We start from the raw sequence: 25,502 nt of genomic DNA, 5'->3' as shown, positions 1-25,502 counted from the left end.
CCGGCCGTTGCGTCCCCGCGAGCCTTGCAAGCAAGGGGCCGGTCTCTCGTATGTCGGCGGTTAGCCGGGGAACAGGCCGCGGCGTTGCTCCGCCGCGGCCGGTTGCGCTATTTTGGTCAGGCGCCTGACCAGGCCGAGCTCAGATCTTCTTCTTGCCGCCGAACGGAGCGCCTGTTGAACGAGGGCTGTTCGGCGGGAAGCGCGGTCATATACCGGTGTCGAAACGGGGGAATTTCTCCACCGGCACGCCGTTCGACAACAAATCGAAGATTGTCGCGCATGCCATATACATTAATGTCGCCGGCGGCCTTGCGGTTCCAACGCGTCAGATTTTCCGGGCGCCGCGTCCGCAGTAACGGAGGTCAGTGCAATGCGCGTACCCGCGGCCCGGACAGGCTTGAAAATTGCCAGGCATTGGCGTCGGGCGAGAACACGGCGCATTCGTCCCCGTGGCCTGTGCTTCCCCATTGCTCCCGAAATGAGCGCAGATTGGCAAAGGCGGCACGATCCAGCGCGTGGTGGGCGCTCTGGGCCAGGCGGCTGTCGCTCCAGCCTGCGGTGATGCGCATCAGGTCGCTGTATTGATGGCCTCCGACCCGGTCCCACCATTGCTCGACAAAATCGAAGATCTCCTGCTCTATGCAGAGGCGGGATACGCCGTGCAGCGTGTGAAGCATGTTGACGGACACCGGCAGCAGCGGCGTAATCAGCAATTGCTGGTCGTCCTGCAGCAGCACCTGAGTGTCGGACGCGGAAAAGCCGAGCGCCAGCATCAGGCGCCGTTGGCGCTCCGGACGGCCGGACATGAGGCGTTCCAGATCAATCTGTTCCAGCGGTGCGCGCAGCCAACCGGACTGGCCGCAACCCAGCAGGCGCTGTCGATAGATTTCGGCGTCCAGGGCGGACGCAAAGGTCAGCATGCCGCTGTCCTCATTGGTGCGCAGGTAGAAGGTAGTGTGGCTGTCGTCGCCGGCCAGGTCGCGCCCGGTGGGCTTTACCAAGCCCCACAGGCGCAGAGGTTCGACGTGAGCGACGATGCTTGGCGTTCTCATGACGGTCTCCCGAAGTTGGGCAGCCTTGCAGCCGCCGGATATGCATGAGTTGCATGCTGCAGGGAGACGGTTCCGCTACCTCATCGCCAGCGCGATGGCAGTGCCGTTGACTGCGCAGCCCAGGCGCTCGACCAGTTCGTCAATTTCTTCATGCGTTGCAATCAGCGGGGGCGCCAGGAGGATGCGGGCCGCCGCCGATTGCACCAGTACGCCATGCGCCAGCGCCCGTCTTGCGCAATCGGCGCCCACCGCCGCCTCGTTGTCGAAGCGTGCCCAGCGGCCGCCATCGGGCGACAACTGCAGGGCCGCGACCATGCCGCAGCCCTGGATATCGGCGACCAGCGGATGATTGTCGAAGCGTTCCCGCAGACAATGCTGGAAATACAGGCCGATATCGTGTTCGACATGACGCGCCAGGCCGCCTTGGTCCAGCGCGTCCAGATTGGCCAGAGCGATCGCGGCGGCCGTCGGCTCGACGTTCGCGCTGCCTCGGGGATCTTCGCCGGCGCAGCGCAACGTCCCGGCAATATGCGGCGACAGCGCCAGTGCGCCCAGCGGCACGGTGCCGGAGGTCAGGCTTTGCGCAAGCAGGACGATATCCGGCGTGAAGCGGAAATGAGCATGGGAAAACCATTTGCCCGCGCGCCCGCAGCTGCCGATGCTCTCGTCGACACATAACAGCACGCCATGGCGGATGCAGATGCGTTCGATTTCCGGCCAATAGCTGTAAGGCGGAAACAGCAGGCCGGCGGCGCCCGCCAGCGGCGTCGCGATGAAGGCAGCGATATTGCCGGCGCCCAGCTCAGCGATGCGATGCTCCAGCTGCCGGGCGGCCGCCAGCCCGAATTCGTATTCATTCAGATAACCGTCATGGCCGAACCAATCGGGCGCGGGGATGCAGCAACGGCTGTCCTTGAGCTGACGCCGAGGGTCATTGGCGACTTCATGGCCGCCGATGATGATGCGTCGGGAGGGCTGGCCCGCCGCCTTCCAGTAACGCTGCACGACGCGGCGCATGGCATGCCGTGCGGTGCCGTATGAGCTGGTGATGCGCACCTGGGCGTCGGGTAGCGGCAAGTGGGAAGATAAGGCGGCGCCAAGCATGGCCTGCATGTGGTCGGCAGTCGCGCCCGGCTGCACATGCGCAGCCGCCGCCAGCGCCGCATGAGCATGACCGAGGGTATTGCCGTAGAGCCCGGAGACCGCGTCGAGCAGGCGGCCGGCCCGACGATCCCATACGTACATGCCTGCATCCTCTGCGATGGTGCGGCCGATCGCATGCGACAGCGCACGCAGACAAGCCGATGGTGGGGAAGGGGAGGCCTCGGGGCGGGCCAGGGCGTGGCCGATGATATGGTTCATGGGTTTTATGGAAAATCGTTAGACAGGCGCGACCGGTGAACCATCGCGCGGATAACGATGGGTGGGGCAGGTGTAGGGGACGGTTCCGCGAGAACGGGGCCGGTCCTGATGGAACCGCGGAGCAACCCGCGGCGACAGAAAGACATTGCGGCGCGGCCCTGCGTTGCGTTCTTCCAGGAGAAACGAGCGTGCCCTTCCCAGCCATTGCCTTCAATCCGGCGACCGCAGCGGCCGTCACCAAGGCGTTCGCGCCGTTGACCAAAAGCGTTGCCGCGTCGTTTTCAAAATTCACCTCGGTGCTACGCAATTGCACCCCGGAAAAGATGGCGCAGGCATTTTCGGCCAATCCCAGGCTGGCCGGCGCCATGGAAAAGCTGCGGCCGCATATCCAACAGGCGCTGACGTCGCTGAAGAACAGCGACACTTTCCAGCGCCTGATGCAGGCCGTGCGCGAATACGCGGGAGACAGCCTGCAAGACAAGCTGCACAACGCCGCCACGGCGGGCGCCGACAAGCAAGGCAAGGATCACGATCTCCATACCCGCAAGCAATTGCTGCCGCCCGGGGCGCACTCGCTGTCGCCGGAGTCGCTGCACGGCAACGTCAGCATCGTGAGCGCCACGGTGGGACAGGAGCGCTGGCATGTGATGATGATCGCGGAGAAGAACATTGCCGTCACCAGGACCGACTGGCAACCCGGGCCAAATGGCATCAAGAGTTGCAAGACCTGGGATTCGGCCACGCAACGCAACTGGCAGTGGATCAAAAACAAGGCCGGCGACATGATCGCCATGGGCGAACTCCGGCCGGCGCGGGACGGCGGACATACACGCACGGTATTCCATTGCCCGGCCGACGGCGGTCCGATTTCGCACATGCTGATGCACATCGATACCGATGGACGAGCCAGTCTGCGTGACCCGGCCGCCATGGCCGGGAAACGCGGCGGCGAGCTCAGCCCGCAGACGCAACTGGGCGCCCACGCCGCGCAGCGACAGTCGGGATTCATCCAGGGCGAGGTCGACGAGGATGACGCGCCGGCGGCCAAACCGGGCGCCGGCGACAGCCAGGCGCTGGTGCGCAGGACGGCGCAAGCCTGAAGCCGCAACGGTTCAGTTCCGCACAGGTTCCGTTTCCATTCCCGATGCAGTCCGATCAGCCGGCCCGACCGGAGGTCGGACTGCATCGTCTACATGAAAGACAGGGGGCAATATGCAAGACAAAGCCTTGTCCGGGGCGCCGCCGGACGATATCGGGTCAATGATGGAGAGCCTGTTCGCCTCGATGAAGCAAGCCTCGCTGGAGGCGGCCGCAGCCCGCGCGGACCCGGCCGAGGTTCCTGTCGCGCCGTTCGACGCGCCGCCGCAGGCAGAGCGAAACGCGCTCAAACCTGACTTGCTCGACAAGTTGGCGCAGGACCCGCGCTATGCTGCAGATGTCCAGGATCTGCGGGCCCAGGCCGAGCACGCCTTCGCCGCTTTGCTCAATGAGGCCTATCAATGGGTGCCGGTGGGCGCGAGCAGCGCCATTGCCGGCAACATGACCATGGGCGCGGCTATGGAGGTGCGTGATTTGATGGCCGCCTCGCGACGCAACTTGTCCGGCTCCGGCAGCAGCCAGGACGAGCGCAGGCTGATGGCACAGTATCTGGTGGTGGCAGGCGTGTCCAACCTCGGACAACCGGGCTGGGATCCCGCCGTTGCCAGCACGTACGCCGATGAGAGCGACAACCTGATGTGCGCGCTGCTGTCGCCGCCCCGGTCCTGAGTGTTGACGCAAGAACGGAACTAAGCCTGGCTTGGTTGCGACAGATAGGTCCCAACCACTCTTTTGGAGAAAACATCATGTTGCCTATTGCTGGAGCTTTGCTGAAGCCGCTCGGTCTGGACATTCTGTCCAAAGGTGTCGAAGGTCTGTTAGGCGGCGACAAAAAGAAGGAAAACACGGACATCAGCTGATGCCGTAGGGCTCTCCGCCCCGGTGCGCGCCGGGGTGGAGAATCGCCTCGCAGGAGGGCGTGGCGCGCCGTGGCAGGGTAAATCAATAAGAAGAAGGCAGGGGATGTCGATACAACGTTACTGGGCGCTGGTGACCGAGCTGTACCGGGCGCTCGATATCGATGCCGTTCCCGGCATGCACCAGGCGACCCGGCTGCGCGTGGACGAGGTCGATTTCATTCTGTTCTATGATGGGTTGCCGGCGCCTGGCAGCATCGTCATGCACTGCGTTTTCGGCGAGCTGCCGACGGTGTTGCGCGAACGCATCCTGCTGCGTCTGCTGGAGACCCAATCCCACCTGTTCGGTGTGTGTACACCGGTGTTTTCCTGCAATGCCGGCCGGCAAGACATTACCCTCATGTGCCGCTACCCCTTGCAGCACGAGGCGCTGGCCGAGGCCACCCTTGAGCTGCTGCATTTCTTCGCTGGCATGGCCAGGCGCTGGCGCGAAGATCACTTCCTGGATGCGGACACACCCTGAGCCTGCCGGCGCCGCCCGACCGGAAAATATCTGCTCTCGTCCTCGCTTCACTTTCTTTCCTCTTTCTTTCCTCTTTCTTTCCTCTTTCTTTCCTTTTATCTTTCCTGATAGCGCCTGTCGCCTCGCCGCATGCATCCGGGCTGCCGCATCGTCGCGTTTGGGTGACCCGAAATGCACATGCCCCGCACTGGGCGGGGCATGGGACACACCAGCAACGAATGGGCGAGAGGTCAGCCGCCGCTGATGTCGCCGTCCTGTTCACCGACGCCCTGGCCCTGCACGGCACCCTTGATCGCCTGCAGATCTTCGGGTTTCATGCCCATCAGGCCGGCCAGCTTTTTGAGCTCTTCGTCCGAAATGGTGCCATCCATCAGCTTCTTGAGCAGTTTCTGGATATCGTCTTCACCGCCGCCGCTGCCGGCGCCCTGGGAGCCGCCGGCCTTGTCGGCACGGTTTTGCAGCTCCTGCATGATGGCGTCCTTTTGCCATTGCGCCGTATTCGGGTCCAGCAGACCCTTCATCAGGTCTTCGTTCGACTTGCCCTGCAAGCCTTGTTTGAATCCGTCGATCTGGCTTTGCGAGGGGGTGTCGGCGCCGCCCAGCGGACCAGTCGATCCGCCGGTGAAATTGACAGTCATGTTCATGCTCGATCCTTACAGAAAAAATAAGTGGGAGAAGCGTGGTGAAGCGCGGAGGTACTGCCAACGTGGGTGACGGCATGCGGCGCCGGAGTTCCATGTGCGGATGTGTGCGATTGCATCGCGACCGTGGAACTGTCGCCGCAGTGGTCTCCACATAAGGGGGACCGGACTGCTGAAGGTGCGGTGCGGTATTTCTTAATTTTCTTATCTGATTGGAGGTTTCTATGAGTATGCAGACCGCAGCTAGCGGCGCCGGTGCAATCAAGGCGACTGGCGACGTTTTGGCAACCAATGAAATGAGCGCCATGGTCGATGCGGCCAACGCGTATGCAAAGTTCGATAAGAAGGGGCGCGACTACGCGTTGCAGCTCATCTAAGAAGTCGTTGGTGCTGGAGGGTGGCGGGGGCGGATTGCAGTTCATTCGTCTCCGCCTGCCTGATCTGACGCGCCAGCAGCCTTCGCCGCATTCCTTTACTCACGGGAGATGGTCCCACATGCCGACTTTTCAAACTCAGATGGGCGCTTCGCAAGCCGCGGGCAATCCCTCCACGCGCCAGGGCGCGGCCAATGCATCCGTGCAAAGCGCCCAGGCCGGTTCCGAGCAAGCCATGGAATTCCAGTTATGGGTGGCGCAGCAGGCCACTTCGCTGGCCAAGCTGAAAGTATTCAGCACCATGGCCAAGAACATCAACGACCAGCAATAAATCGGCCGCTGCTGCGCACGCCACGCGGCGCTGGCCAGGACATTCGGGAACCTCCCGTTGCGAGGGCATCATGCAAAATCTGCAAAACACATTCGATTCATCGCCAAGCCTGCGCTTGCCCGGCAGGCGCGCGGCCAGCCAGGCGGCCCATGCGGTGGCGGCGACCAATGCCGCGGCAGCCGATGTCGACAACGTCGCCATTTTCGCCAAGTTCATGAAGAAGGCAGAAGACACCGCCCAGGCCTCCATCTGAAGCACTCCCAGCGGCCATGAGCCAATCGGCGCCCGGCGTTTCGCAAGGAACGGCCGGGCGCCTGCATCTCGTGCGCGGACTTGCGGGGTGACGGGTGTCGCCAACGACTGTCGCCGGAACTAATGCAGCTGCGCTGTCACTCACCATCGAGTCCGCTATCCCTGTCTTTTCGCACGTCGTCGGCAGGCAACGTCGAGTTCCGCAGGTAACGCGCGGTAGCGCGGCGCCGTTGTAGTTCGACCCCCAACTTATGGAGATCCGCATGTCGACAACCTTCACCATTACCACCACGCAGACCTATGTTACCGACGGCCCTGGCGGACCTCCGGGACGGTTCAATTTCGGCGGCCAGCAGTCGCAGGAGTACTGCGATATCCATCTGTTTGGCAATTCATCGGGGCAGCAGAACACCAGCTTCCTGGATAGCCTGGACATTCCGGATGTGCTCAAGAACATCCTGCGCGAAATAATGGGACAGGCCAGCGCCAACGGCGGCGGCGGTAACGGATTGCCGTCGGAGTCGAGCGCAGCCAAGACCATCAACCAGTTCCAGAAGGACAACAACATCGACCTGCTGTCCTCAGATCAGGTGCAGCAGATGGCGCAGACCGGCTACTTTACCGATAAGGACGGCAACACCAAGCAGGTGCCGCCAGAAGTGCAGCTGGCCGCCATGAAGATGATGGACAACGGCGCCGAGCTGTTCAAGAAACTGGAATCGGCTCATAACGGCAAGCACGACGGCCTGCTCAGCCAGGTCGACTACAGCGACGCCCTCCAGGACGGCAGCCTCTCCAACATGCCAGGCTCGCGCAATACGCCATACCAGCCGGGCTTGCCGATGGACTTCATCCTGCAGGCGCTGATGAACGGCCACGTCTCCAAGGACCAGCCGGACGACTACGACGCAGCCAAGACCATCAACCAGTTCCAGAAGGACAACAACATTGACCTGCTGTCCTCGGATCAGATGCAGCAGATGGCGCAGACCGGTTACTTCACCGACAAGGACGGCAACACCAAGCAGGTGCCGCCAGAAGTGCAGGCCGCCGCGCAAGCATTCATGGATAACGGCGGCGAGTTGTTCAAGAAGCTCGAATCGGCGCTCAACGGCAAGCATGACGGCAAACTGAGCCAGGTCGACTTCACCGAAGCGGTCAAGGACGGCACTATTGCGCCGGGCTACGGTAATGGCAACGGTAACGGCAACTACGGTGTCGGCAATGGCAATGGCTTCGGCTTCGATCCATCCCAGTTCGGCGGCAACAATCTGCCTGGCGGCTATGACGCGGCCAAGACCATCAACCAGTTCCAGAAGGACAACAACATTGACCTGCTGTCCTCGGATCAGGTGCAGCAGATGGCGCAGACCGGTTACTTCACCGACAAGGATGGCAACACCAAGCAGGTGCCGCCAGAAGTGCAGGCCGCCGCTCAGGCATTGATGGCCAACGGCGGCGAGCTGTTCAAGCAGCTGGAGTCGGCGCTCAACGGCAAGCATGACGGCAAATTGAGCCAAGTCGACTTCACCGAGGCGATCAAGGACGGCACCATCGCGCCGGGCTACGGTAATGGCAACGGTAACGGCAATGGCAACTACGGTGTCGGCAATGGCAATGGCTTCGGCTTCGATCCATCGCAGTTCGGTGGCCGTAACCTGCCTTCTGACTCCAGCGCGGTGAACACCATCGAGAAGTTCCAGAAAGACAACGGCATCGGCTTGCTCTCGGTAGACCAGATGCAGCAGATGGCGCAGACCGGTTACTTCACCGACAAGGACGGCAACACCAAGCAGGTGCCGCCCGAAGTGCAGGCCGCCGCCCAGGCTTATATGGCCAATGGCGGCGAACTGTTCAAGAAAATCGAAGCCGCCACCGACGGCAAGCACGACGGACTGCTCGGCCAGGGCGATCCCGAGAAGGCGCGCGAGGACGGCACGGTGTCTGCCTGAGGGCAGCCCGCCTAACGCTGCGCGACCGGCCTGCGCCGGTCGCGCAGCATGAAAGAACCGCATCATGATCAGAGCAATTCAACCCATCCAGTCGGCGTTCACTCATATGTCCGCCGGCCCGGCCAACGCCTACCTCGTTCGTCGGTACACGCAATTCGCCGACGCTTACTACGCCGCCCCCGGCACGGGAACAAACGCCGAGCCCGCCGTCACGACGGGCTTGCCGCTCGCGCCGCTCACGCGCGCCTTGCCCAACCTGAAGTCGGCCGGGGTGTTCAGCTACCTGCGCGCGCCGCGCAAGGGCGCAGCAGCCGGCGCAGCCAAGCTGCATGGCGCCGCCTTGCGCGCACCCGCCCAGGCGGCCGCCGAGCCGCCGCCGATGCCGGGCATGACGCACGGCGACGCTCGTATCGACGCCATCCACGACGATAGCCGCAAGGACAGCCCGCTGGCTACGGACAGGACCCAACGCGCCCGCACGCCGACGGCCACGGGGGGGGGCCGGGAGTCGGAGCCGGCTCCGGCGGCGCAGGTCTCGCATGCTCTCGGCGGTGGCGACAACGCCGCGCGGGCCAGGTCGGAACGCAATCGCGCCATCATGAACCTGCTGGTCAGGCCTGGGGGCGAGTTCTATCGTGCATTCAGCGGCGCCTACGCAGCCTGAGGACCATGCCGGCGCGACGGGTAGCGCCGTGCGACCGTACTTTTGATGAAAGGACGCAGCCATGAAAGACAATGTTGTTCCCACAGATGCGCTTTCTTCCCTGGCCGGCTTCGGCCATTGTGGCGCAACCGCGCCGCTGCTGGCCGACGACTTTCCCTGGCATCGCATCAGGCGATTGCCGCGTAAATGAACAACGGCGATAGTCCGTGCCTGCCGGGACGGGCACATCAAACAAGCGGAGAAGACCATGGAATGGAGTAGCGGTTACGTGCACGGGATCGATTACCCGGTAGGATTCTTTCCGGAGCAGAGTCCGGTTCACCTGAGCTTCGCCTGCCTCGCGCAGGGCATCGAGCCGGTGGCCCTGGACGGCGAGTTCACTTACATGGAGCTGGGCTGCGGACAAGGTCTGACCTCCAATGTACTGGCCGCGGCCAATCCTCAGGGGCGCTTCTATGCAGTCGACTTCCTGCCTACCCAAGTGCGCGGCGCGCAGGAGATGGCCAGCGCCGCCGGCATCGATAACCTGACCGTACTGGAATGCAGCTTCGAACAGATGGCGCATGGCGAGATCGACCTGCCGGCCTTCGATTTCGTGACCATGTATGGCGTCTATAGCTGGGTCGACGGCAAGAACCGCGACTACATCGTCGAGTTCCTGCGCCGCTATCTCAAACCGGGCGGCATCGTCTACCTGAACTACAACGCCTTGCCCGGATGGAGCTCGGCGCTGTCGCTGCAGCGCACGCTGCGCGAATTCGGTCGCAACGACCATTGCGACCGCCAGGCGCAGCTGCATCAGGGCAGCACGCTGGTGCGCGCGTTGTCGCAAGCCGGCGCCGCCGTATTCGGAAAATCCGAGGCCGGCGGCCTGCAACGCCGCATGCGCGCGTTGGAGACGGATGACCCCGGCTATCTGGCGCACGAGTACCTCAATCAGGGCTGGGACGCGCTGTTCTCGATCGATGTGATCCAGAGCATGGCCCGGGCCAAGCTGGACTATGTCGGCTCGGCCGAGCTGGCGTATGGTTTTCCCGAGTTGTACCTGAGCCACGCGCAGCAATCGCTGCTGGCGCAGCAGCCTAATGCCGGGATGCGTGAGCTGGTGTGGGACCAGATCTGCAACAGCAGCTTCCGGGAAGACGTCTACGTACGCGGAGCGCGGCGCATGAGCGCGCAGCGGCGCGACGCGTGGCTGGAGCGCTGCGGCCTGGCGCTGACCGAGGCTTCGTCGCGCATCACGCTGGAACTGCCGCTGGCCATCGGCAATGTGCACGCCGATCCGCACACCTACCAGCCGGTCATGGATGCGCTGCGTCAGAGGCCGCATTCGCTGGCCGAGCTGGCGGCATTGCCGGCGCTGCGAAAGCAGGGGCGCGGATTACGCGAAATCGCGTCGATGGCGATATTGCTGTCGGCGTCGCGCCAGGCCGCACCGTTCTTCCTTTGCGCCGCCGGTCAGTCGCAGCAAGCGGCGCAGCGGCTCAACCGTCTCATCGCCGCCTGGTCATCCGAGTCAGACCGCTTCCAGGTGCTGGCTTCGCCGCTGCTGGGCAACGGCGTGCCCTCGGGGCTGCTGCAGCGCGTAGCGTTCGACCAGCTGGCGCGGGCGTCATCGCAGCCGGAGCAATGGGTGGGGCCGATGGCGCAAGCTATCCATCGTCAGGGCACGCACCTCCAGCGGGGCGGAGCGCCGCTGTCCACGCGAGAAGAAATCCATGCCGAATTGTTGTCGCTGGCCCAGGCCATCTGCGTACAGCGCCTGCCGGTGTGGGCTAACCTGAACATGGCGCCGGAAGCGGCGCCGCAGCCGGAGTGAGAACATGACCTGCAGCCTGCTTTATGGCGCTCATGGGGAAAACGGCCTGAAAAGGCCGTTTTCATTGATAAAATGGCCTGCATTGGCCAATGCCATTGCCACCAGGACCGCCACCTTGGATCAACACCACGACGACATTTCCGGCCAGGAGGTCAAGCAATTGCTGCTGGATCTGATGCGCCATTGCGGCCAGGAAACCGCAACGCGTCCCGCGCTGGAGTTGCAGCTGGGCGAGATTGTCACCCGGACCTCCGTGGAGCCGGCCGGCGCCGACCTCTATCTTTGCGTCACCGCCACTTTGCCGCCCGCCGACGCACCCGCGGCCGCAGCCGCGCTGTTGTCGCTGCCCGCTGCGCTGGACAAGGTCGCCGCCGGTTCCTGCGACTTTCTCTGGCACGCCGATGAAGGCCGTTACGTGCTGGTGCGCAAGGTGCCGCTGCGCCTGCTCACCGACGAACGCAGCGTGATGGACGAAATCCTCGTTACGGCGGATCTGGCGACGGAGTGCGCCCGGGAGATCATCGGCGCCGCGCCCTGAGCTTTTTCCCTTCACACCGTCCTCCTTCCATCCTCACGGTAGTCCGAGCGGCCCGGCTTGCGTCCGGGCCGTCGCGCGTTCAGCGCCCCTTGCCATGCTTGGCGCCGGCGGCGCCGTCGCCGTATTCATGGCGAACCGCAGCCCGCACGCGTGACACGCGCGAACGTACGGTGCCGATCGGAATGCTCAATTGCTGGGCCGCTTCCTCATAGGTGGCGTCGCCGTCGAGCACGGCCTCGAAGGTATGACGAATATGCGGCGGCAATTCGCCCAGCAGGTCGTCGACTTTCTGGGCGATCTGCCGCAGCTCGTAGACCATGGCCGGATCGGCGCTGGCATCGACCAACTGCTCCATGAAGTTTTCGTCAACCATCTCATAGCGGTCGGCGGTGTTGCGGCGAACCTGATTGCGCGCCAGGTTGAGTGCGATTCCGAACAACCAGGTGGACGGCTTGGACAGGCCGGAAAAGCGGTGCGCGCACTTGACCGCCTCGATGAAGGTGTTCTGCACCACGTCTTCTGCATCTTCGTGGTTGCCTACGTAGCGCAGCACAAAACGCAGCAGGTGCGTTCGATGCTTGGTGTAAAGCGCCACGATATCGATCTCCACGCCGGCGGCTTGTCCGGCCGCTTCCTGACGCGGCGCTTCGGCCACGTCCACGCAGGCGTCGCCATGATGGTCTTCAGGCGGGGTCGCCAGCGCGAAGGCATGGTGTGCGTCGAGTTGGCTTGCTTCTGTTTGAAATGCGGTGTGCATCGTGCTCTCCTTGGCGAGTCAGCTGTGTTGGATGGTCGAGCGCTGCGTTGTTACCTGTTCTTCCGCCACCGCTCGTTTGGCATGGGCGCAAGATATCAGCGCTCCCGCGACGCACATTCATTCTTTGAACATTCGTGAGACTTTGAAGAATGTTGAGGAATTGCCCTACGTGGGAGGGAACCGCCACAGCGGCTTTGCGCCTCTTTTCTTGCCGGCCGCCTCCGCCCACGCATGAATGGAACCTGCCGCCGCGATGCCGCCACCCAAGGGCATCATGGCTTCCTTTAAACCGTTCAATCCATCCATCGGCCAACCGCAGCCCGGCCAGGCCGGCCAGGGATTTCCTCCCGGGCTGACGCCTGCTCGCGGGCCGCACCACAAGCCGCACCTCGGAAGGCAGACGCCCGGCGGCCTGGGCAACACGGAAGTGGTGCCGCTCGATGCGATCAACATGCCGGCCGGCGTGCGTTCGCTGGCGTTTGCCCGCAAGACGCTGAAGCACTTCGCCGTGCCGGTGCAACCGAGGCAGCCGCGCGAGCAGGCTTCGGGCCGCCGCGGACGATCCGAGAAGGGTGAAAAAAAGGACGGGTCGTCGGCGCTCTCGCTACTGGAGGCGCCGGTCGATGAGGCCGGCTTCGATCCGAAGGACGTGCTGGAGCGCAAGCTGGGCCAGTCGCGCGAAAAAGACCGCGAGGCGCGTGAGGAGGTGGAACAGCGCTTGAGCGAGCATGCCGTGCTCGATGCCGTCAGCACCATGCTGCGCGCGCGACGCGATGTCGAGGCACGTCGCGCCGGTATGCCGCCCGCTGATCTTTTCAAGTCCAACAAGCTCAAGAACTCCGTCACGCAGATCCTGGGCTCGCTGATCCGCAATCGCATGGGCGAAATACGAGGCGAGTTCAAGAGAGTCCAGGAGGCCGCCGAGGTCGGCGATCCCAGCCTGGAGCCGCAGCGCGGCCTGCGTCGCGAGCTGCGCATCATCATCGGCGCGCCGCGCGACAGTGAGGTGGAAACAGAATTGTCGGTAGCGGTCATGGCGCGCGCCTTGCAACGGCATGCCCCCGATTGCTTCATCGAGATGGCCGACGTGATCTGCAGCCAGATGGTCGGCGCCACGCTGAACCAGGACAACCTGCGCAAGAACCCGGTACGCAACCGCGGCGCCTATGCGCTGGCGATCTCCGACAGCAAGTGTTTCATGCAATTGCGTTCGACCATGAACGTCTCCAGGCAGCTGCTGGTGAACCTGTCCCAAATCAAGTCCTGAGCCGCGGCGGACTGGTCGCGGCCGCTTTCGATGAAGGTGATAAATGCAAGTCAAAGTAGACGACGTCGGATTGACCGTGATCCTGCTCACCGCTGCCGAGGCCGGCTGGGGCAAGGGCAAGGTGCCGCAGCTGATGGCGCAGATCGTGGACATCGCCGGCATCGACAAGAACACCCGGGCCCGGGCTTATCGGCTGGTGCGCGATGCCATCGCCGAATTGCCGCTGACCATCTGGGCCCAGGACAAGCTCAATGCGCGACGCGAGTTGCTCGATGAGCTGAACCGCCAGGTGACCGCATTGCAGGCGGGTATGTCGAATTTCCCGACCCAGGAAGAACTGCGCGAAGAGGCATGGCGCGTGGAGCTGGATGCCCTTTACCGCGCCGCCGGCGACATGCCGGCGCGCGCGCCATCGAGAAAGAGGTGAGTCGACAATGAAGGAACTGGTCATGAAGCTGATCGGTGAGGCGCGCATACAGCAAGCCGTCGCCATGAGTCATCTGGACAACGGCATGCACGTGTTCGCCTATCCGCTGGATGCGGGCATGCTGGTTGCCCTGGGCGTGAGCGCCGAGGCGCCGATGCGCCCGGAGGACCTCCTGCGCCGCCGCGGCGCCGAATTGCGCGTCTTTGGCGGCTGGCTACCCGCCCTGTTCAACGACGGCGGCATTTATGTGGTGCGACGCCTGAGCTCGGAAGAGGAAGAGGGGGGCGATGAACTGGAGCGCCAGCTCGACGCCGCGCTGGAGTTGCTCAATTGAACGCGCGCATTTCACCGGCCGTCGTCGGTCGGCAGTTGCCGGTAGATCCAGGCGAACTGGCCGAGATCCACAGCGCCGGCGCGCTCGCTCCCCAGCAGAAGTCGCGCCCCTTGCTGTCGGACGAGGAGGAGGCCGCCTCGCTGCCCGCACTGGAGTTGCCGGTCGACCCGCTGCAACGGGTGCTCACCGATTTCCTCGGCGCCAAGCTGACCTCAGACAACCCTGTCTGGCGCGGCGATCCGGTGGCTTCCATGCGCGGGCTGCAGCGCCTGCTGGTCGAGCATTCCCTGAGCTTGCCCGAAGGTGCGGCGCGCCAGCCGCTGATGGAGGCCCTGCGCCAGGTGGAAGCAGCGGTCCGGATGCGCTTGCGCTGGCTGCAGATGAAGCACTCCGAAGCGCAGTCAGGAATCGTCGACACGGAGCAAGCGCATGCGCAAGAAGAGACAGCATGACGGCATGCCGGCCGAGCTGGTCGCCGCGCTCGGCCTGGTCTGGGGCCACCTCAACGCCTATCAGTATGAAGAGGCATATGCCTTGGCCAGCGGCTGCCTGCTGCTATGGCCCGATGATGAAAAACTCAGCCTGATGCGCGACTTTGCCGCCACCGAGGTGCTGGAGCCGGTCGACCGGCAGCGCCTTTACGCCATGCGCACGCCGCAAAACGCGGCCTGGGTGGACTTGGTGCTGCGTCGGCTGCAATACGCCTGCGATAACAAGGCATAACGGGCAGGACAGTGGCGCGGCCGGGCGGCTTGCGCCAGTCTCAAACGAATCACAGGGGAAATCTCCATGAAAGCCATGGGCATCGTCATGCTGCTCAACAAGTTCGCCATCCAGCTCGGCAAGCGCGCCGAATTGCTGGCGGCGGCGCTGGTCATCGGCATCGTTTTCATGTTGGTGCTGCCCATGCCGATCTGGCTGCTCGACATCCTGATCGCCGTGAGCTTGTGCGCCTCCGGCCTGATCGTGGTGGTCGCCATGTATATGGCCGGTCCCACGGCCTTCTCCACGTTTCCGGCGGTGCTGCTGCTGACCACCCTGTTTCGGCTGGCCATCTCGGTATCGACGACGCGCCTAATCCTGCTTGAAGCCGATGCCGGCCACATCGTCGAGACCTTCGGCAACTTCGTCGTCGGCGGCAACCTGGTGGTGGGGCTGGTGATCTTCCTGATCCTGACGGTGGTGCAATTCATCGTCATCACCAAGGGCTCGGAGCGGGTATCGGAAGTGTCGGCGCGCTTTTCCCTGGACGCCATGCCCGGCAAGCAGATGTCGATCGACAGCGACTTGCGGGCCGGCATCCTGACTCCGGAAGAGGCGAAGGCCAAGCGCGCCCACCTGGGTCAGGAGAGCCAGCTGCACGGCGCCATGGACGGCGCGATGAAATTCGTCAAGGGCGATGCCATCGCCGGCATCTGCATCGTCGCCATCAATCTGATCGGCGGCATCTCGATCGGCATCGTCCAGCGCGGACTGGATGCCGGCCAGGCCATGCAGATCTACTCCATCCTCTCCATCGGCGACGCGCTGATCGCGCAGATTCCGGCGCTGCTGATCTCGCTGGGCGCCGGCATCATCACCACGCGCGTGAGCGACGACAACGAGGAGGGTGAGACCAATATCGGCCGCGATATCGTCGGCGAGCTCTTTGGAGAACCCAAGGCGCTGCTGACCGCGGCCGGCATCATGTTGCTGTTTGGCCTGATCCCGGGGATGCCGACGGCGATCTTCGTGGCCTTGGCGATCGGGCTGTGCGTGGCCGGCGTGGTGGGCATCCTCAAACCGCTGGCCGACGCCGAGATGGCGCGCGAGTCGGAGGAACTGGAGCGCAAGAACGCCGGCATCGTTGACCTGACCAGCTTCGCCGCCACCACCCCCTTCATCTTGCGCATGAACGAGTCAATGCGCGGCAAGGCAGAGGCAGAGGTGATTCGCACGGCGGTGCGCATCATGCGCAACGCCATGCTGGAACGGCGCGGGATTCCCGACCTCAAGCCCATCGATTTCGAGTTCAGCGCCATGGTGCCGGAAGGGCGAGTATTTTTCATGATGTCCGAGGTGCCGCTGGTCGATGCTGAAATCATGCTGGGCTGGAGCGCCACCCGGGAATCGCTGGAACGGGTGCAGGAACTGGGCTTCCAGGCGTTTGAACGCAACATTCCCGGTTCGCGGCACCGCCGCGTCTGGGTCAAGGCCGAGGAGCCGGAGAAACTGGCAGAATCGGGCCTGCTGGCAGAGCCATGGGAGAAAGTGTTTGCCTCCGACATCGAGGTGGAGATGCTGCGCAACTGTCAGATGTTCGTTGGCGTCAACGAGGTGATTCGCTTTACCCGCTGGGCCGAACGCCGCTATCCCGAACTGGGCAAGGAAGTGATCAAGACGGTCACGCTGCCGCGCCTGACCGAGGTGGTGCAACGGCTGACCCGCGAGGGCGTGTCGTTGCGCAATGCGCGCTTGCTGCTGGAAACCACACTGGACTGGGCGCCCAAGGAACGTGACCCGGACGTCATCGCCGACTATGTGAGGCTGGCCTTCAAGCGACAGCTTTGCTTCGAGGCCTCGCGCGAGGGCTTGATCGAAGTGATCCTGCTCTCGCCCGAGCTGGAGGATCAGTTGCGCAACGCCATGCGCCAGACCAGCCAGGGCAGTTATCTGGACATCGACTCCGAACTGGAGCAAATGATCCTCGACCGGCTCAATGAACTCTCAACCAACGTCAGCACGCCCATCGTGCCGCCGGTGCTGGTCACCGCAGCCGACATCCGGCGCTCAGTGCGCAAGCTGATCGAAGAAGAGTTCTTCCCGGTACCGGTGTTTGCGTTTTCCGAGCTCACCCAGCATGCCAAGGTCAAGCCGGTGGGCATGATCGAGGTCTGACCCGGTGTTCGAGAGCGGCGGCCCCGGTTCGGGGAACCGCCGCGACGCCGGCGACATTCATAGAGGAAGCGATGCGAGCGACCAGATCGCCGCATTCGAGCGCGCCGTTCACGGCGCTTTGCCAATAACCGCCCCATGCCGCCGTGGCCGGACCGGCGCTTGTGCCCGGCCGCCGCGGTCGATAAGGAAGCATCATGCCTTTTAACATCGTCAACAACTTCCTCAACCGCCTGGAAGACCATGTCGGCGTCTCCCGCAGCCAGGATCGCTTTGACCGTTCCTCGCGCACATCAGATGACGGCGATCGCCGCCACAGCGCACCGGGCTTTTCCCGCATTGCACGCAGGGTCGAAGAATTCGCCGGCAACAGAGGCCAGGACAAGCTGGCCCAAATTTTGAACGCCTACTCGCCTCAACGAGGGGTCGACAATTTCTGGAGCGCCATCGGCCACGAGATGGGATGGAATTTCGAGCACCCCGCGCCCGTACATGACGACCCCGCGGCCGCTGGCCGGCGACCTTCGTCGACATCCGGGGCCTCGCCGCCGGCCACGCCGGGCTCTACGCCTGCGCCACAGTTCCAGGCGCCTCCCACCGATCCGCTGGGCAGTCATCTGCATCGGCACTTCGCCGATCTGTTCCAAGGCGTGCCGCGCAACGTGGCGCGATTCCTGGAGCGTCGTCCCCAGCAGATTACCGAGGAGCTCGAGGATTTCCAGGTGCGCCAGCGCCACCAGCGCGAGCATGGCGGGCCGCCGCCGAGGGTGCCGGACGTCATTCCTTCGCATCTGCGCTCACTGGTGGCGCAGCTCGATCCGAACGACCCCGAATACGGACAAAAGCTGTTCGGCATCGTCACGGCCGGCACTGAGTTCGAGCAGCGCGCCCGCGACCAGGCTGCGCAGAACATCGGCGCGGCGCCGCGCCCGCGACCGGGTCATGAGCACGGAGTCAGCGGCGGCGCATGGGATCCCGAATTGGCCCCCAACGGCGATGTGTTGTTCCAGGAAACCGAGAGCACTCACGGTCCGGTCGTGTACGAACGTCCGCCGCTGCAGCCGCCGTCTTCACCGCCGGCAGCCTACCGCCGGCCCACGGTGGAGTCCGACAACGACGCTGACATGCCGCCGCCACGGCCGCCCAGGCTTCTATAAGCGGTGTGGCAACAGCCGCCGTATGCCAGGCATGCGGCGGCAAGCAGAACAATTGTGGTGAAAACGGAGCCTGAAAAGATGAGCCTATCAGCCAAACAGTTGCGCTCGCCGGATGCGGCTGCAGCGCCGACCCATCCGATGACACATGACCAAGCCATGGAGATCATCGAGCGCGCCAGCAAGGACAAATACCTCTCGCGCGATCTCGAGCTGATGCGCGACAAATGCTATACCTTCGTCAGCGACATGATGGATGAAGTGACGCTGGCGCTTGCCGAGAAGGAAAAGCGCACGCCGGCGCTGCTCAAGAGCAGGCCGGAGCAGGCGGTGACGGCCATCTCGTTGCGTGCGACGGCGCAAAAGCGCGAAGAAGCGGCCCGCAAGCGCCGTGAACTGGCCGAGGCGATGGTGCTGGGTGCGCTGTTCAACATGGACAATCCCGACTGGGATCCTCGCAATCCGGCCACCCATCGTTCCAGCGACAATTTTTTCATCGCCTTGCTCAAGAGCGCCTTCAGGTAAGCGATGGAACCGCCGCGCCGGCGCGTGCACAGATAGCCGAGCAGGGCATGCGGCGATTCAGGCCGCGCCCGGCGCCTCACTGCCCGATGGAGCAAGATCATGCAAGAACTGCGCATTCTCAACGGTTACCACCGTGGCGCGACATTACCGCTGGCCGACAGTGGCGAGCGTATTCTCGGCGCGCATGAAGACGCCGACGTGGTGCTGGCCGATCCCGGCATCCTGGGGCGTCACGCCCGACTGGCCCTGACGGCCGGCGGCTGGACGCTGACCGCGATGGACGGTTGCCTGCGCCGCGCCGATACCAACCAGACCGCGTCGACCTTGCAGCTGGCTTTTGGCGAGCAGGCGCGCGCCGATCGCATCTGGCTGACCGTGGTGGACCAGGACGCGCCGTGGATTGACCCTCCGCCGGAGCCGGGCGATGCGCCGCCGGCGCCGCCGGACGAACAGCAGGATGCCAGCGCCGACGATGACAATCCGATGCCGCACGGCACGCCGCCAGGCATCACCGAAAATCAAACGCCGTCACCGGCGCCGGCAGCGAACGCGCCGGTGGCAACCGATAGCGCGGCAGCAGAAATGCCGCAGCCGCGGCGCGCACGCGGCTATCGCATGGTGCTGCTGCCGCTGTTCCTGGCGACCGCGCTCACCGGCGCTGCGGCCTACGCGCTGACCAGCCATCCTGCTGCCTCCGACGAGCATGCCCGCGTGCGCGAGGACGAACTCAAGCGCCTTGCAGCGCTGCCGCGCAAATTGCCGGCGGCCGAGCTGGAGGCCGCGTTGCGGCGACGGCTGGCCGAGGTCGACCTGCTGTACCGGGTGACCCTTGAGTTACGCGAGGGGGCCTGGACCATCCGCGGCGCCATGGGCGACGACGATGCCGAGCGCCTGCAGCGCATGCTGCGCGATTTCGCCAAGGCCCATGTGATTGACTTCCCGATCGACGTCAAGATCGGCAGCCCGGAGTCCATGCTGCCGTTTCGCATCATCCAGGTACTCAACGGCAGTGATCCCAGCATCGTCACCGATGACGGTCGCCGCCTCTACGTCGGCGACGAGTATCGCGGCGTGCGCCTGGCAGCGGTGGCGGGCAACCAGATCAAGTTCACCGGCAAGCAGGCGTTGAACGTCTCATGGTGACGCGCGAAACCTTCGATGCGCAGTTGCGCGAGCGGCTCGACGCCTTGCGCGCGGGTCTTCCGGGATGGCGGGGCGACCTGCCGCCGAGGCCGGGTTTCACCAGCCAGGGCCGCGTAGCGCAGGTGCTGGGAACCCTGATCGAAGCACATATGCCGCCGGTGCAGATCGGCGAGCTGTGCAATCTGTTCAACCCGGAGCAGCCCGGCAAGACCATGCTGGCGGAGGTGGTCGGGTTCACCGACAAGGCCTCGATCCTCTCGGCGCTGAGTCCGCTTGAGGGGGTATCCACCCGCACGGTGATCGAGCCCCTGCGGCGCTCCCATTCGATCGAGGTGGGCGATCATCTGTTCGGCTGCGTGCTCGACGGCTTCGGTCGCTGGATGTTCCGTGCGCCGGCAGCGCAGGAAAACGTCGCCACCTGGCGGGCCATGTCGCCGGTCATTCGCGACGCGCCGCCCGCCACCAGCCGTCCACGCATCGCCACGCCGCTGGCCACCGGAGTGCGCGCCATCGATGGGCTGTTGACCATGGGGCTGGGCCAGCGCATCGGCGTGTTTGCCGGACCGGGTTGCGGCAAGACCACGCTGATGGCGGCCATCGCGCGCGGCTGCGAAGCCGAGGCCATCGTGTTCGGCCTGATCGGCGAACGCGGTCGCGAACTCAATGAATTCCTCGACCACGAGCTGGATGCGGAGCTGATCCGCAAGACCGTGGTGGTCTGCGCCACTTCCGACCGCACCTCGATGGAGCGCTCGCGCGCCGCCTTCACCGCCACCGCCATTGCCGAAGGCTTCCGCGACCGCGGAATGAAGGTGCTGCTGCTGGTGGACTCGCTTACCCGCTTTGCCCGCGCGCAACGCGAGATCGGCCTGGCCGCCGGCGAACCGCCGGCACGCGGCGGCTTCACCCCCTCGGTCTACACCATGCTGCCGCGCCTGATCGAACGCGCCGGCGGCACGCCGCAGGGGTCGATCACAGCCATGTATACGGTGCTGGTGGACGGCGAGTCTAGCTCCGACCCGATCGGCGACGAAGCCAAGTCCTTGCTGGACGGGCACATCCTGCTTACCCGGAAACTGGCTGAGCAGGGGCACTATCCGGCCATCGACGTGCTGGCCAGCATCAGTCGCGTGATGAGCAACGTGACCTCGCGCGAGCATCGCCGCGCCGCTTCCCGCTTTCGCGAGCTGATGGCGCGCTACCAGGAGATGGAGCTGCTGATCCGCTTGGGCGAATACAAATCGGGCGCCGACCCGGTGGCTGATCGGGCCATGCAGTTGCGCCCGGAGCAACTGAGCTTTCTACGTCAGGACACCAGCGGCAGCTCCGATTACCAGCAGACGCTGGACACGCTGATGGAGATGGCAGAATGAGGAGCGGCGCCACACTCGGGGCGCGGCCCGGCAAGCGCGAAGTGCTTGATGTGGCCGAGCCGAAAAAACCCGACCGTCGGCTCGACCAGTTGCTCAGCGTGCGTAAGCAGCGCCTGGGGCGGCTGGAACGCGAACGTAATGAAGCGCGCTCGTCGTGGCGCGCCTTGCGCGCCGATCTGGTCGACAGCAAGCGCCGCTGGCGCGAAGCTGCCGCGCGTGCGCAATCGGAATGGACAGCGGCTCGCGCCGCATTCTTCGGCATGGCGATCACCAATGCCGAGTTCACGCGCGCCAAGACCGTCTATGAACGCATGAAACTGGAGGCCGGCCGGATGCGCCTGTCGTGCGCGACCCTGGCCCGCGATTGCCGGCGCGCCGGCGCCGACTTCTTCAGTGCACGCCAGCGCGTCAAGGACGCCAACAAGCAGCAGGAAAAACTGACCGTCCTGCGCGACGAGATGAAAGCCCTGGCGGCGATGCAAGATGAACAGGCCTGACCTGTCGTCGCTACCGGCGGGATGGTCGCAGGCGCTGTCGCTACCGTTGCTGCAGCAAAGCCGTCCCGATCCCGCGCCGGCGGTGCCCGGGCCGGCCCGGATCAAGCCAACTCCCAAGCCGCCCGCCGTGGCGCGCGCCGCCGAGCCGGAGGCGCGACCCGCGCCGAGGCCGGCGCCGCCGCAACGCGCCCAGCGTCACGCCAACCAGGGCCAGGCAAGTCCGCGCGCCGCACCGCGCCAGCTCACCGAACGCGACACCCGGAGCGCGGCCGCGCAAGACGCATTGTCCGCCGCCGGGCTGCCGTTGCTGCTGGTGGTGGACGGGCAGGGCGGCCAGCGTGGCCAAGGCGGGGGAGGCGGCAATGACGGCGAGGAGCAGGCCGGCGGAGCCGGCGGCGCGTCCGTCCACGGCACGGTCGATGCCGCCGCCGAACTCGACTGCGCGCTGCTGGCCGCTTCCATGCCCGTCCCCGGCGAGGAGGGCATCTTCGACGTACTGCTGCCATGCGGCGCCCGGCTGGGCGTGGCCGTCGACATCGGCCAGCGCAGCACTTCCATCCTGCTCATGCCGTCCACCGAGCGCCTGCGGGCGCAAATAAAAAAGAAGAAGACGGAACTGGAAAACAGGCTGGCGCAACGTATGGAAACACCAGTCAGGCTGACGGTGTTGTAGAACGGGGGCGGTAGCAGGCGGCTGCAGAATGCGGCCGGGCCGGCTCGTCTCCGTGCCGGCCTGACGCTTTCACCAGCGACCCGAACAGGCTCTTATGTCCGAACTCTCCCGCCCGCACGCCGCAGGCAACGTTTGCTCCCCGTCGCGCTCACCGCTGCCGTTCGACTTGCTCGCCGGCGCACCGGCTGTCGCGCAGGAACGGGCGCAATTGAGCCGTTTGCTGGGCCGCGGCATGCACATGGCGTTGGGCCCGGACGAGTTGCAATGCCTGGTATTGCCCGCCTCGCCGCAGGCTGCCGATCACATGGTTCCGGATCTGCGACTGCAGACGGCCCACGGTGCATTGTTGCTGGCGCAGGGAGAGCGCTTGCTGGCGGCGCTGACCGGCATCGACCCCGGCGCCGGCCGCGCCGCCGACGGCGAATTCGCCCCCTGGCTGGCGGCCGCGCTGGCCGGACGCCTGCAACACACGCCCCTGGCCGGCTTGCGCGCCGTCCAGGCATGCACAGCTGTCGCCGTCGACGACGCCGGCCTGGTCGGGCTGCGCCTGCGCCTGCGCGACGCCAGCCACGCTATCGAGACCATGGCCTGGGCTACGCCTGCGCTATGGATTTCCCTGCTGGCGGCAGCCGAACCCATCTTGATGCCGCTTTCCGACTGGTTGCGCCTGCCGTGCGCCGTCACAGCGACGCTGGCCACGCACCGGCTGCCGCTGAGCGCTTTCGATGCGTTGCGCTGCGGCGACCTGCTGCTGCCCACGCGCCCCTGTTTCGACGTCCACGGCAACGGCCGGCTGACACTGGGTGCGCGCCGGTGGCGGGTGCGCTACGTCGATCACCAGCGCTTGCAGATACTTTCACAGGAGAATGCCTTGACCCATGACACCGACCTGGCGCAACCGCCCGAAGAGCTGGATGCCGAAATCGCCGACGACGCATCCGATGCGCTCGCCGCTGCGGGAGATGACGCCGATCAAGCGCTGCAGCCCGCGGCCGGCGATCCCGAGGTCGACCATGGGGCGGCGCAGCTGCAGCTGACACTGCATTTCGAGTTGGGCCGCCTGCGGCTGTCACTGGCACAGTTGCGTGCGCTGGGCGAACACGCCGTACTGGATTTGCATGGCGCCGATGCGCAATCGATCGCCATCACCAGCGCCGGCGTGGAAGTGGGGCGGGGCGAAGTGGTGTCGGTAGACGGCCGGCTGGGCGTGCGCCTCACCCGCTGGAGCGGGGCATGTTGAGCGGGCACTTCGATGTCGTTTCGTTCTCGGTATTGCTGGCGCTCATGGCGCTGGTGCCGCTGATGGTGGTGACCACCACGTCCTTCCTGAAGATCTCCCTGGTGTTGCTGGTATTGCGCAACGCCATCGGCGTGCAACAGGTGCCGCCGACCTTGGCAATCTACGGCATTGCGCTGGCCTTGTCCGTATTCATCATGGCGCCCACCGTGCAAGAGGTGGGAAAACGCGCCATGGCGGTGGACACCACCCACCCGGCCGCCTCGCGCACCGTGCCCATCCTGCAGCGCGCCCAGGATGCCTTCGATCCGTTGCGCAAGTTCATGCTCAAGATGAGCCATGCCGAGCAGCGCGAAATGTTCCTCGCATCGGCCAGGAAGTTATGGCCCAAGGAGGCGGCCAGGGACGCCCAACCGACCGATGCGCTGATTCTGATACCGGCGTTTGTGGTGTCCGAATTGCAGACCGGATACGAGATCGGCTTCCTGATCTACATTCCGTTCGTGGTGATCGACCTGCTGATCTCCAATCTGCTCATGGCGCTGGGCATGCAACAGGTCAGTCCGCAAACCATCACTATTCCGCTCAAGCTGCTGCTGTTCACGCTGGTGGGCGGATGGGCCAAGCTGCTCAACGCGCTCGCGCTGTCGTACGTCTGAAGCCGCATGGTCGGTTCCCGCATTGCATTGAAACCAAGGAGACGGCCGTGGCCGATACCATCAATTTCTTCCAGCAGAGCCTGTGGATGGCAATTCTCATGTCGGCGCCGCCGTTGCTTATCGCCACCTTGTGCGGTCTTGGCGTTTCGCTGATCCAGGCCGTGACCCAGATCCAGGACCAGACGCTGCCCTATGTCGTCAAGCTGGTCGCGGTGGCGGTGACCCTGGCCAGTATGGGCCGCTGGATCGGCGTGGAGATGCTGCGGCTGGCCGAACTGGCCTTCACCATGGTGCCCGACATCGGACGCTGAACCATGCCCGCCTCGCTATTGCTCGACATCCAGGCCGTACTGGTGACCATGGCGCTGGTGACGCCGCGTGTGCTGGTGTGCCTGGTGATCCTGCCTGGCTTCGGCTTGAACGTGCTGACCGGACTGGCCAAGAATACGGCAGCCATGGCGATCGCTTTGCCGGCGGCGTTGCCGACGTTTTATTTCGTGCAGCGCACCGCGCCCGACATGCTCACCACGGGCGCCATGGTGTTCAAGGAGGCGATGATAGGGCTGATGTTCGGCGTACTCATGGCCATCCCGCTATGGGTGGTGCAGTCGATCGGCTCAATCTTCGACAGCCAGCGTTCGCCGATCCAGATCCAGGCCAACAATGCCACCGTGGATCGCGATGCCAGCGCCGTGGGCGCCTTGCTGCTGCAGGCAGTGGTGCTGGTGATGGTGCAGGCGGGCATGTTCGTCGGCATGGCCCGCATCCTCATCGAGAGCTATGCGGTATGGCCGGCCTTCACGCTGGCGCCGCCCTTCGAGCCTGGCCATTTCGACGTATTGGTCAAGCGCTTCGGCGAGCTGCTCTGGTACATCGTGGTGTACGGCGCACCGGTGCTGATCCCGCTGGTGCTCATCGAGTTCGGCTTCGCCATCGTCGGGGTGTTCGCCTCCAACCTGCAGGTGTCGTTCGCATCGGCGCCGGTAAAAAGCCTGGTCGGATTGCTGATCATGCTGCTTTACTGGTCAACGTTCTCGCACTATGTCGCAGGCGACTTCGCCCAGCTGCTCGATCTGCTGACGGCGTTGACGGCGGCGCGCTAAGAAGGCGAGGGGGCGA

Annotated in this window: 31 protein-coding genes; 27 read left to right on the top strand and 4 right to left on the bottom strand. The window is 64.6% G+C overall.

Annotation, left to right across the window (positions count from 1 at the left end):
* Positions 1 to 362: 362 nt before the first annotated feature.
* Together J8I26_RS04435 and J8I26_RS04430 are read right to left on the bottom strand one after the other, a co-directional pair.
* Entirely contained in the window at positions 363 to 1,001 is a 639-nt protein-coding gene (locus tag J8I26_RS04435; RefSeq protein WP_245200050.1) for a hypothetical protein, read from the bottom strand.
* 126 nt (positions 1,002 to 1,127) lie between these two features.
* A complete protein-coding gene (locus J8I26_RS04430) occupies positions 1,128 to 2,414 on the bottom strand; it encodes an aminotransferase class III-fold pyridoxal phosphate-dependent enzyme (protein WP_209604394.1) in 1,287 nt (428 codons plus the stop codon).
* A 35-nt stretch (positions 2,415 to 2,449) separates the two neighbouring features.
* Here J8I26_RS04430 and J8I26_RS04425 point away from each other — a divergent pair, with 35 nt between their 5' ends.
* The 3 genes from J8I26_RS04425 to J8I26_RS04415 all read left to right on the top strand — a co-directional run bounded on the left by J8I26_RS04425 (position 2,450) and on the right by J8I26_RS04415 (position 4,892).
* Complete coding sequence (locus tag J8I26_RS04425; RefSeq protein WP_209604392.1) at positions 2,450 to 3,514, top strand: hypothetical protein; 1,065 nt, start codon at positions 2,450 to 2,452, stop codon at positions 3,512 to 3,514.
* 112 nt (positions 3,515 to 3,626) lie between these two features.
* On the top strand, positions 3,627 to 4,181 hold the full coding sequence (locus tag J8I26_RS04420) for a hypothetical protein (RefSeq protein ID WP_209604390.1): 555 nt from the start codon (positions 3,627 to 3,629) through the stop codon (positions 4,179 to 4,181).
* Positions 4,182 to 4,475: 294 nt separating this feature from the next.
* Positions 4,476 to 4,892, top strand: coding sequence for a CesT family type III secretion system chaperone (locus tag J8I26_RS04415; RefSeq protein WP_209604388.1), 417 nt, complete (start codon positions 4,476 to 4,478; stop codon positions 4,890 to 4,892).
* Positions 4,893 to 5,122: 230 nt separating this feature from the next.
* Here the strand turns inward: J8I26_RS04415 and J8I26_RS04410 are convergent, their stop codons facing one another.
* Positions 5,123 to 5,536, bottom strand: coding sequence for a hypothetical protein (locus tag J8I26_RS04410; RefSeq protein ID WP_245200049.1), 414 nt, complete (start codon positions 5,534 to 5,536; stop codon positions 5,123 to 5,125).
* A gap of 221 nt (positions 5,537 to 5,757) precedes the next feature.
* On the opposite strand from J8I26_RS04410, the gene J8I26_RS04405 reads away from it, so the two are divergent.
* The 8 genes from J8I26_RS04405 (at position 5,758) to J8I26_RS04375 (ending at position 11,463) form a co-directional block, all read left to right on the top strand.
* The gene (locus J8I26_RS04405) at positions 5,758 to 5,910 is read left to right on the top strand and encodes a hypothetical protein (RefSeq protein ID WP_209604386.1); all 153 of its coding nucleotides are present in this window, start codon (positions 5,758 to 5,760) and stop codon (positions 5,908 to 5,910) included.
* A 118-nt stretch (positions 5,911 to 6,028) separates the two neighbouring features.
* Positions 6,029 to 6,238 (top strand): hypothetical protein, encoded by a 210-nt coding sequence (locus J8I26_RS04400; protein ID WP_209604384.1) that lies wholly within the window; start codon positions 6,029 to 6,031, stop codon positions 6,236 to 6,238.
* Between the two features lie 70 nt (positions 6,239 to 6,308).
* Positions 6,309 to 6,491, top strand: coding sequence for a hypothetical protein (locus tag J8I26_RS04395; protein WP_209604383.1), 183 nt, complete (start codon positions 6,309 to 6,311; stop codon positions 6,489 to 6,491).
* A 262-nt stretch (positions 6,492 to 6,753) separates the two neighbouring features.
* The gene (locus J8I26_RS04390; protein ID WP_209604381.1) at positions 6,754 to 8,442 is read left to right on the top strand and encodes a hypothetical protein; all 1,689 of its coding nucleotides are present in this window, start codon (positions 6,754 to 6,756) and stop codon (positions 8,440 to 8,442) included.
* Between the two features lie 64 nt (positions 8,443 to 8,506).
* Positions 8,507 to 9,106 carry a hypothetical protein gene (locus J8I26_RS04385; protein ID WP_209604379.1) on the top strand — a complete coding sequence of 200 codons (600 nt, stop codon included), beginning with the start codon at positions 8,507 to 8,509 and terminating at the stop codon, positions 9,104 to 9,106.
* Positions 9,107 to 9,167: 61 nt separating this feature from the next.
* Positions 9,168 to 9,296, top strand: a complete 129-nt coding sequence (locus tag J8I26_RS22785) for a hypothetical protein (RefSeq protein WP_280868294.1) — start codon at positions 9,168 to 9,170, stop codon at positions 9,294 to 9,296.
* A 57-nt stretch (positions 9,297 to 9,353) separates the two neighbouring features.
* Entirely contained in the window at positions 9,354 to 10,925 is a 1,572-nt protein-coding gene (locus tag J8I26_RS04380) for a class I SAM-dependent methyltransferase (RefSeq protein WP_209604376.1), read from the top strand.
* A 4-nt stretch (positions 10,926 to 10,929) separates the two neighbouring features.
* Positions 10,930 to 11,463 (top strand): hypothetical protein, encoded by a 534-nt coding sequence (locus tag J8I26_RS04375; protein ID WP_209604374.1) that lies wholly within the window; start codon positions 10,930 to 10,932, stop codon positions 11,461 to 11,463.
* Between the two features lie 79 nt (positions 11,464 to 11,542).
* Here the strand turns inward: J8I26_RS04375 and J8I26_RS04370 are convergent, their stop codons facing one another.
* Complete coding sequence (locus J8I26_RS04370; protein WP_209604372.1) at positions 11,543 to 12,220, bottom strand: RNA polymerase sigma factor; 678 nt, start codon at positions 12,218 to 12,220, stop codon at positions 11,543 to 11,545.
* A 274-nt stretch (positions 12,221 to 12,494) separates the two neighbouring features.
* On the opposite strand from J8I26_RS04370, the gene J8I26_RS04365 reads away from it, so the two are divergent.
* The 16 genes from J8I26_RS04365 (at position 12,495) to sctT (ending at position 25,486) form a co-directional block, all read left to right on the top strand.
* Complete coding sequence (locus tag J8I26_RS04365; RefSeq protein ID WP_209604370.1) at positions 12,495 to 13,487, top strand: hypothetical protein; 993 nt, start codon at positions 12,495 to 12,497, stop codon at positions 13,485 to 13,487.
* Positions 13,488 to 13,530: 43 nt separating this feature from the next.
* Complete coding sequence (locus J8I26_RS04360; protein ID WP_209604368.1) at positions 13,531 to 13,914, top strand: hypothetical protein; 384 nt, start codon at positions 13,531 to 13,533, stop codon at positions 13,912 to 13,914.
* A 22-nt stretch (positions 13,915 to 13,936) separates the two neighbouring features.
* Positions 13,937 to 14,248 carry a hypothetical protein gene (locus J8I26_RS04355; protein WP_245200048.1) on the top strand — a complete coding sequence of 104 codons (312 nt, stop codon included), beginning with the start codon at positions 13,937 to 13,939 and terminating at the stop codon, positions 14,246 to 14,248.
* The gene (locus J8I26_RS04350; RefSeq protein ID WP_245200047.1) at positions 14,245 to 14,700 is read left to right on the top strand and encodes a hypothetical protein; all 456 of its coding nucleotides are present in this window, start codon (positions 14,245 to 14,247) and stop codon (positions 14,698 to 14,700) included. The genes J8I26_RS04355 and J8I26_RS04350 overlap by 4 nt, the downstream gene beginning before the upstream one ends.
* A complete protein-coding gene (locus J8I26_RS04345) occupies positions 14,678 to 14,971 on the top strand; it encodes a hypothetical protein (protein ID WP_209604363.1) in 294 nt (97 codons plus the stop codon). The genes J8I26_RS04350 and J8I26_RS04345 overlap by 23 nt, the downstream gene beginning before the upstream one ends.
* A gap of 66 nt (positions 14,972 to 15,037) precedes the next feature.
* The gene (sctV, locus tag J8I26_RS04340) at positions 15,038 to 17,125 is read left to right on the top strand and encodes a type III secretion system export apparatus subunit SctV (RefSeq protein WP_209604361.1); all 2,088 of its coding nucleotides are present in this window, start codon (positions 15,038 to 15,040) and stop codon (positions 17,123 to 17,125) included.
* Positions 17,126 to 17,319: 194 nt separating this feature from the next.
* Positions 17,320 to 18,279 (top strand): hypothetical protein, encoded by a 960-nt coding sequence (locus J8I26_RS04335; protein ID WP_209604359.1) that lies wholly within the window; start codon positions 17,320 to 17,322, stop codon positions 18,277 to 18,279.
* Between the two features lie 78 nt (positions 18,280 to 18,357).
* The gene (locus J8I26_RS04330) at positions 18,358 to 18,801 is read left to right on the top strand and encodes a hypothetical protein (protein WP_245200046.1); all 444 of its coding nucleotides are present in this window, start codon (positions 18,358 to 18,360) and stop codon (positions 18,799 to 18,801) included.
* Positions 18,802 to 18,900: 99 nt separating this feature from the next.
* Positions 18,901 to 19,944: an FHA domain-containing protein gene (locus J8I26_RS04325; RefSeq protein ID WP_209604356.1), complete on the top strand. Its 1,044-nt coding sequence runs from the start codon at positions 18,901 to 18,903 to the stop codon at positions 19,942 to 19,944.
* Positions 19,938 to 21,317 carry a FliI/YscN family ATPase gene (locus J8I26_RS04320; protein WP_209604354.1) on the top strand — a complete coding sequence of 460 codons (1,380 nt, stop codon included), beginning with the start codon at positions 19,938 to 19,940 and terminating at the stop codon, positions 21,315 to 21,317. Before J8I26_RS04325 ends, J8I26_RS04320 begins: the two co-directional genes overlap by 7 nt.
* Complete coding sequence (locus J8I26_RS04315) at positions 21,314 to 21,814, top strand: hypothetical protein (protein ID WP_209604353.1); 501 nt, start codon at positions 21,314 to 21,316, stop codon at positions 21,812 to 21,814. The genes J8I26_RS04320 and J8I26_RS04315 overlap by 4 nt, the downstream gene beginning before the upstream one ends.
* On the top strand, positions 21,801 to 22,487 hold the full coding sequence (locus tag J8I26_RS04310) for a hypothetical protein (protein WP_209604350.1): 687 nt from the start codon (positions 21,801 to 21,803) through the stop codon (positions 22,485 to 22,487). Before J8I26_RS04315 ends, J8I26_RS04310 begins: the two co-directional genes overlap by 14 nt.
* A 208-nt stretch (positions 22,488 to 22,695) precedes the next feature.
* Positions 22,696 to 23,727: a FliM/FliN family flagellar motor switch protein gene (locus J8I26_RS04305; RefSeq protein WP_209604348.1), complete on the top strand. Its 1,032-nt coding sequence runs from the start codon at positions 22,696 to 22,698 to the stop codon at positions 23,725 to 23,727.
* Positions 23,721 to 24,383: a type III secretion system export apparatus subunit SctR gene (gene sctR / locus J8I26_RS04300; protein WP_209604347.1), complete on the top strand. Its 663-nt coding sequence runs from the start codon at positions 23,721 to 23,723 to the stop codon at positions 24,381 to 24,383. The genes J8I26_RS04305 and sctR overlap by 7 nt, the downstream gene beginning before the upstream one ends.
* A 47-nt stretch (positions 24,384 to 24,430) precedes the next feature.
* Positions 24,431 to 24,694, top strand: coding sequence for a type III secretion system export apparatus subunit SctS (gene sctS / locus J8I26_RS22780; RefSeq protein WP_209604345.1), 264 nt, complete (start codon positions 24,431 to 24,433; stop codon positions 24,692 to 24,694).
* A 3-nt stretch (positions 24,695 to 24,697) separates the two neighbouring features.
* Positions 24,698 to 25,486, top strand: a complete 789-nt coding sequence (gene sctT / locus J8I26_RS04290) for a type III secretion system export apparatus subunit SctT (RefSeq protein ID WP_209604343.1) — start codon at positions 24,698 to 24,700, stop codon at positions 25,484 to 25,486.
* The last annotated feature ends 16 nt before the right edge of the window (positions 25,487 to 25,502 follow it).

Origin of the sequence: Herbaspirillum sp. LeCh32-8, assembly GCF_017814915.1 — a bacterium.
Classification (GTDB): domain Bacteria; phylum Pseudomonadota; class Gammaproteobacteria; order Burkholderiales; family Burkholderiaceae_D; genus Herbaspirillum.
This window is presented reverse-complemented; position numbering and strand designations above follow the sequence as displayed.

Coding starts and splice junctions, on each gene's coding strand:
- J8I26_RS04325 (WP_209604356.1), top strand. CDS start 18,901: ATGCAAGAACTGCGCATTCTCAACGGTTACCACCGTGGCGCGACATTA.
- J8I26_RS22785 (WP_280868294.1), top strand. CDS start 9,168: ATGAAAGACAATGTTGTTCCCACAGATGCGCTTTCTTCCCTGGCCGGC.
- J8I26_RS04420 (WP_209604390.1), top strand. CDS start 3,627: ATGCAAGACAAAGCCTTGTCCGGGGCGCCGCCGGACGATATCGGGTCA.
- sctV (WP_209604361.1), top strand. CDS start 15,038: ATGAAAGCCATGGGCATCGTCATGCTGCTCAACAAGTTCGCCATCCAG.
- J8I26_RS04395 (WP_209604383.1), top strand. CDS start 6,309: ATGCAAAATCTGCAAAACACATTCGATTCATCGCCAAGCCTGCGCTTG.
- J8I26_RS04365 (WP_209604370.1), top strand. CDS start 12,495: ATGGCTTCCTTTAAACCGTTCAATCCATCCATCGGCCAACCGCAGCCC.
- sctT (WP_209604343.1), top strand. CDS start 24,698: ATGCCCGCCTCGCTATTGCTCGACATCCAGGCCGTACTGGTGACCATG.
- J8I26_RS04335 (WP_209604359.1), top strand. CDS start 17,320: ATGCCTTTTAACATCGTCAACAACTTCCTCAACCGCCTGGAAGACCAT.
- J8I26_RS04385 (WP_209604379.1), top strand. CDS start 8,507: ATGATCAGAGCAATTCAACCCATCCAGTCGGCGTTCACTCATATGTCC.
- J8I26_RS04315 (WP_209604353.1), top strand. CDS start 21,314: ATGAGGAGCGGCGCCACACTCGGGGCGCGGCCCGGCAAGCGCGAAGTG.
- J8I26_RS04405 (WP_209604386.1), top strand. CDS start 5,758: ATGAGTATGCAGACCGCAGCTAGCGGCGCCGGTGCAATCAAGGCGACT.
- J8I26_RS04390 (WP_209604381.1), top strand. CDS start 6,754: ATGTCGACAACCTTCACCATTACCACCACGCAGACCTATGTTACCGAC.
- sctR (WP_209604347.1), top strand. CDS start 23,721: ATGTTGAGCGGGCACTTCGATGTCGTTTCGTTCTCGGTATTGCTGGCG.
- J8I26_RS04400 (WP_209604384.1), top strand. CDS start 6,029: ATGCCGACTTTTCAAACTCAGATGGGCGCTTCGCAAGCCGCGGGCAAT.
- J8I26_RS04345 (WP_209604363.1), top strand. CDS start 14,678: ATGCGCAAGAAGAGACAGCATGACGGCATGCCGGCCGAGCTGGTCGCC.
- J8I26_RS04380 (WP_209604376.1), top strand. CDS start 9,354: ATGGAATGGAGTAGCGGTTACGTGCACGGGATCGATTACCCGGTAGGA.
- J8I26_RS04410 (WP_245200049.1), bottom strand. CDS start 5,536: ATGAACATGACTGTCAATTTCACCGGCGGATCGACTGGTCCGCTGGGC.
- J8I26_RS04375 (WP_209604374.1), top strand. CDS start 10,930: ATGACCTGCAGCCTGCTTTATGGCGCTCATGGGGAAAACGGCCTGAAA.
- J8I26_RS04310 (WP_209604350.1), top strand. CDS start 21,801: ATGAACAGGCCTGACCTGTCGTCGCTACCGGCGGGATGGTCGCAGGCG.
- J8I26_RS04370 (WP_209604372.1), bottom strand. CDS start 12,220: ATGCACACCGCATTTCAAACAGAAGCAAGCCAACTCGACGCACACCAT.
- J8I26_RS04360 (WP_209604368.1), top strand. CDS start 13,531: ATGCAAGTCAAAGTAGACGACGTCGGATTGACCGTGATCCTGCTCACC.
- J8I26_RS04330 (WP_245200046.1), top strand. CDS start 18,358: ATGAGCCTATCAGCCAAACAGTTGCGCTCGCCGGATGCGGCTGCAGCG.
- J8I26_RS04430 (WP_209604394.1), bottom strand. CDS start 2,414: ATGAACCATATCATCGGCCACGCCCTGGCCCGCCCCGAGGCCTCCCCT.
- J8I26_RS04355 (WP_245200048.1), top strand. CDS start 13,937: ATGAAGCTGATCGGTGAGGCGCGCATACAGCAAGCCGTCGCCATGAGT.
- J8I26_RS04320 (WP_209604354.1), top strand. CDS start 19,938: ATGGTGACGCGCGAAACCTTCGATGCGCAGTTGCGCGAGCGGCTCGAC.
- J8I26_RS04415 (WP_209604388.1), top strand. CDS start 4,476: ATGTCGATACAACGTTACTGGGCGCTGGTGACCGAGCTGTACCGGGCG.